Origin of the sequence: Streptomyces sp. LS1784 (assembly GCF_020103755.1) — a bacterium.
Classification (GTDB): domain Bacteria; phylum Actinomycetota; class Actinomycetes; order Streptomycetales; family Streptomycetaceae; genus Kitasatospora.
This window is the reverse complement of the sequence record NZ_JAHSQD010000590.1, coordinates 1-4,917: the sequence shown is the minus strand read 5'-3', so window position 1 is coordinate 4,917 and position 4,917 is coordinate 1. Positions and strand designations below refer to the sequence as shown.

The window sequence follows — 4,917 nt, the reverse complement described above, 5'->3', positions numbered from 1 at the left end:
GGCCACGCCGAGCCCGCCGCCCACCGGGCCACCGCCCGGCTGCGGGCCCTCGGCATCCAGGTCGAACCGCACGCCGGGCGCTCCCCCGAGGACGCCGTCCGCCTCGCCCGCGAGGCGGCGGCCGACGGGGTGGACGCGGTGGCCGTGGTCGGCGGCGACGGTATGATCAACCTCGCCCTCCAGGCCCTGGCCGGCACGCCCGTCCCGCTCGGCGTGATACCGGCCGGCACCGGCAACGACCACGCCCGCGAGTACGGCCTTCCGCTCGGCGACCCCGAGGCCGCCGCCGACGTCATCGCCGCCGGGCGCACCCGCAGCGTCGACCTCGGCCGGATCACCGGCCCGGACGGAGCCGTCCGCTGGTACGGCTCCGTCCTCGCCACCGGCTTCGACTCACTGGTCAGCGACCGCGCCAACCGGCTGCGCTGGCCGCGCGGCCGGATGCGCTACAACCTCGCCATCCTCGCCGAGTTCGCCAACCTGCGCCCGCTGCCGTTCCGCATCACCCTCGCCGACGGCACCGTCATCGAACGCGACCTGACCCTGGCCGCCGTCGGCAACACCCGCAGCTACGGCGGCGGCATGCTGATCTGCCCGAGCGCGCTCCCCGACGACGGCCTGCTCGACCTCACCCTCGTCGACGCCATGCCCCGCCTGCGCATCGCCCGGTTCTTCCCGACCCTCTTCAAGGGCACCCACGTCACCCACCCGGAGGTCACCACGCTGCGCACCGAGTCCCTGCGGATCGAGTCCCCCGGCATCACGGCCTACGCCGACGGGGAGTTCATCACCCGGCTCCCGGTTGAGGTCACGGTGGCGAAGGACGCCCTGCGGGTGCTGGTGCCGTGACGCGCTGATGCCGTGGTCCGGTCCGACGGGCCGGACCACGGGAACGGGAGGGGTCGGACCACCATGCAACCGGCACCCGTCGCGGTGGACACGTTGAGGCTGGTCATCGAGAGCCACGGGCACAGCGCCCGCAGCACAGCCACTGGGTCCTCGCCCGCAGGTCGCTCAGGGACCCCACCGAGATCGCCTCCTACGTCTGCTACGGCCCTGTCGGCACTCGCCTGAAAGACCTGGTCGAGGTGGCCGCCGCGCGATGGGCCATCGAGGAATCGTTCCAGGTCGCGAAGAACGAGTGCGGCCTGGACCACCACCAGGTCCGCCTCTACCGGGCCTGGTACCGGCACATCACCCTGGCCATGGCGGCACTGACCTACCTGACGCCCTCCGCGCCCAGGAAGCGACAAAGGGGGGCGACACCGACGACGAGCACGAGCTCATATCCCGGAACGTCCCGGAGATCCGCCGGCTCATGGGCCACCTCGTCAGGCCTCGTCACCGGACCACCGAGCGCCGTCTCCGCTGGTCACGCTTCCGACGACGCAGCCGGGCCCGAGCCCGCCGATCCCACGACAAACGCCGAGGCCAGATCCCCCAGATGCGGTTGCAGCAGTACTAGTCGCCGGGGATGCCGCCTACGGCGGGCACGGCGAGAATGTCGAGGGAAAGGGTGAGGTGACGGGCGGTCATGCCTTTGTCGACGGTAATACCGAATGCGTACCTGTCGATTCTGGTGGTGGCGCGGAACCGGATTCCATCGGCTGTGAATTCCGGCCGCTCGACGGTAAGTTCGATGGGCCGCGTGGTGGCTTTGACGGTCAGTTCTCCGCGCAGGACGTACCCGGTGTCCGTGGACTGGACGGCGTTCGAGGCGAAGGTCATGTGGGGGTGTGCGGCTGTGCCCAGGTACTTGGGTGAGCGCACGACCCTGTCGCGGGTACCGCTGTCGGTCGAGAAGCTGTCGGCATCGATGACAGCCGTGGCCGACGACTGCGTGGGCTCGGCGGCGACGTGCACCTGCCCCGAGGTAAGGTCGAACGTTCCACGCACGGCGCCCAGGCCGAAGAAGTGGCGCGTGGTGAAGGCGATCGTGCTGCGTCCGGCATCGATGGTGTAGGTGCCGACTGCAAGGGTGGTCGGTCGGTCGTCCGAGGTGTGCGGCACATGAATCCTTAGGGAGGGGCAGTCGGTTCCGCGGTGGGGGCGAGGACGGCTGGGGAGTGCTGCGTGTCAGAGGCCTCCGGGGCCGGTCCGCCCGGTCGTGGTTCCGTCGTTGCGCAGGCCCACGGGAAGGTCTCTTCGGCGTTTGACGTCGAGTTCCGGCACACGCGTGTCAGGCGCTGCTCCACCCTACTTGCGTTGATGCGCAGTTGCCTGGCGATTTGGAGATTGGTGCAGTCCATCACGGTCAGCTGCGACGACCCGTCGCTCGGAGCCGTCGGCGATGGAGGTGCCGCCGTCGGCGCCCCGAGGCTGTCTCGAAGCGGCCGCGAATAGGCCACCGACTCCAGCTCTGGGTAGGGAGATTCGATAGGACCCGCTCGGTGTCCCGCCGCACTGCGGGGCGCCGAGCCCCGAAATGCAAATCGTCCTACCCGAGGTGCGACTCGACCTGCTCGACCATCAGCTCATCAGCACACAGACATACCAACGAGCCCAACACCACATCCGTCACGCAGATGCGGTTGCAGTACTAGGCGGACCGAACGACACCGACGCTCTCGGTGAGGGTCGGTTCGCCGATGCCGGGATCGATGGTGAAGACGCGGTAGCCGGCGTCGGTGGTGATGCGAATGTGGTCGGCGTCGGGCCACTGCGCCGGGACGAACTCGCCCTGCCCCGGGAACCCCTGCCGGACGGTGAAGACGGTCCATCGGCGGGCCGAGAGGCCGGTCCCGGTCTCCAGGCCGATGTGGAAGGTGTTGCCCTCCTGCTCCGATTCGCCGCGGTTGACCACGGTCAGGACGTGGTCCGCCCGGCCCGGGGCGCTCGTGCGGGTCTCCCGGCGGACCGGCACGCCCAGGTCCAGCAGTTGGAGGGCGCAGCCCCCGGCCGCGAACAGCAGCCCGACGCCCCCGACCGCCGTCGCCAACCCGCCGCGGCGGGACTCCAGCCGACCCACCGCGGCCACGGCCGGCGGCAGCAGCGCGACGGCGGCCAGGATCCCGCCGGCTCTCATCCGATTCGCCCAACCCCCTTGCGGGGCACCCTAGACGGCGTACTCCTCCCGGACCAGCCGGAAGATCACGTTCCGGCGCAGCGGCCCCTCCGGAACGGTCGGGTCGTCGAAGTCCCCGGCCGGGTCGTGGGTCATACCGAGGCGGCGCATCACGGCCTGGGAGCGCAGGTTGCCGGCGGTGGTGATGGCGAGGACCTCGGACAGGCCGAGGGTGTCGAAGCCGTACCCGAGGACGGCGCGGGCCGCCTCCGTGGCGTAGCCGTGGCCCCAGGCGGAGCGGGCCAGGCGCCAGCCGATCTCGACGCCGTCGACCGGGTCCTTCTCCTCGACGTCGTCCAGGCCCACGAAGCCCGCGAACTCGCCGCTCCCCCGCACCTCGACGGCCATCCAGCCGTACCCGCGGCGGTCGATCGCCGCCTCGAAGCGCGCCACCGAGGCGTCGCTCCGCTCGCGGGTGAGGATGCCGCCGAGGTGCTCGCGGACCTCCGGGTCGGCGTTCATCGCCGCCCACGGGGCGAGGTCGGACTCCCGCCAGCGGCGGATCAGCAGGCGTTCGGTGCGCAGTTCGTCCATGCGCCCCACCCAACGGCAGCCGGGCCGCCGGGGCAACCGAAAAACTACCGGGTGCCTCGACGGCGGACGGTCGGGTAGCCTGCGGGCATGTCGAGCCCTGAGGCATCCAGGGTGGGGGCTTTCGGTCACGCGCCGTCAGCCCCCAGAAACCCGGAACCCTGAACCACCGAGGTCCGAGCGAGCGCCACGCCTGCGCCGCCCGGGGGCTGAGCGTGCGGTGACGAGACGTCCGTTCCTCGTTCCCACCGCCCTCCTCGGAGCCTCTCGATGCCCCTTCCGCTCTACCTGCTCGCCCTGGCCGTGTTCGCCATGGGCACCTCGGAGTTCATGCTCGCCGGGCTGCTGCCCGGCCTGGCCGCCGACCTCGGCGTCACCGTCGGTACGGCCGGCGGGCTCACCTCGGCCTTCGCGGTCGGGATGGCCGTCGGCGCGCCGCTGATGGCCGTGCTCGTCCGCAACCGGCCGGGGCGAGGCAGCCTGCTCGGGTTCGTCTTGGTCTTCGCTGCCGCGCACGCCGTCGGGGCGCTCACCGCGAGCTTTCCGGTGCTGTTCGCCACCCGGGTGGTGGCCGCGCTCGCCGACGCCGGGTTCCTGGCGGTGGCCCTGACCACCGCCGCCGCACTCGTCCCCGCGGACCGGAAGGGTCGGGCGCTCGCCGTGCTGCTGTCGGGGACGACGGTGGCGACGGTGGCCGGTGTCCCGGGCGGGGCGGTGCTGGGCGCGCTGTTCGGGTGGCGCGCCGCGTTCTGGGCCGTCGCACTGCTCTGCCTGCCCGCCGCCGTCGGCATCGCCAAGGGCCTGCCGGCCGTTGTTACTTCGGTCGGCCGATCCTCAACGACGGCCCTGCGCACGGAGTTCGCCGAGCTGCGCCGCCCGCGGCTGCTCCGCGCGATGCTGCTCGCCGCGCTGGTGAACGCGGCGACCTTCGGCGGGTTCACCTTCCTCGCCCCCGTGGTGACCGGCCGCGCCGGGCTGGGCGAGCTGTGGGTGCCGGTCGCACTGGTGCTGTTCGGCGCCGGGTCGTTCACCGGGGTCACCGTCGCCGGGCGGCTCGCGGACCGGCGCCCCGGCCTGGTCCTCGCCGTCGGCGGCCCGCTGCTGCTGGTGGGCTGGCCCTCCCTGGCCGTCCTGGCGGGCCGGCCGGGCGCGCTGCTTCCGCTGGTGTTCCTGCTGGGCGCGCTGTCGTTCGCGGTCGGCGGCACGCTGATCACCCGGGTGCTGTACGAGGCGGCCGGCGCTCCCGCCCTGGCCGGCGCCTACGCGACCGCCGCGCTCAACCTCGGCGCCACCGCGGGCCCGCTACTGGCCGCCGCCGCCCT

Annotated in this window: 5 protein-coding genes and 1 pseudogene; 3 read left to right on the top strand and 3 right to left on the bottom strand. The window is 72.4% G+C overall.

Annotated elements, in window-relative coordinates:
* The coding region (locus KS423_RS38425; RefSeq protein WP_224284372.1) for a diacylglycerol kinase at nucleotides 1–849 on the top strand (849 nt) is incomplete at its 5' end.
* Nucleotides 850–1,070: 221 nt separating this feature from the next.
* A pseudogene (locus KS423_RS48655) lies at nucleotides 1,071–1,520 on the top strand (hypothetical protein); the annotation flags it as partial.
* Here the strand turns inward: KS423_RS48655 and KS423_RS38415 are convergent.
* The 3 genes from KS423_RS38415 to KS423_RS38405 form a co-directional block, all read right to left on the bottom strand.
* Nucleotides 1,462–2,010 carry a YceI family protein gene (locus KS423_RS38415; RefSeq protein ID WP_224284371.1) on the bottom strand — a complete coding sequence of 183 codons (549 nt, stop codon included), beginning with the start codon at nucleotides 2,008–2,010 and terminating at the stop codon, nucleotides 1,462–1,464. The pseudogene KS423_RS48655 and the gene KS423_RS38415 sit on opposite strands and share 59 nt — an antisense overlap.
* Before the next feature lie 529 nt (nucleotides 2,011–2,539).
* Complete coding sequence (locus tag KS423_RS38410; RefSeq protein ID WP_224284370.1) at nucleotides 2,540–3,025, bottom strand: hypothetical protein; 486 nt, start codon at nucleotides 3,023–3,025, stop codon at nucleotides 2,540–2,542.
* Nucleotides 3,026–3,055: 30 nt separating this feature from the next.
* Nucleotides 3,056–3,598, bottom strand: a complete 543-nt coding sequence (locus KS423_RS38405) for a GNAT family N-acetyltransferase (protein ID WP_224284369.1) — start codon at nucleotides 3,596–3,598, stop codon at nucleotides 3,056–3,058.
* A gap of 267 nt (nucleotides 3,599–3,865) precedes the next feature.
* Between KS423_RS38405 and KS423_RS38400 the strand changes: the two genes are divergently transcribed.
* Nucleotides 3,866–4,917: Cmx/CmrA family chloramphenicol efflux MFS transporter (locus KS423_RS38400; RefSeq protein WP_224284368.1), on the top strand; the 1,052-nt coding region annotated here is incomplete at its 3' end.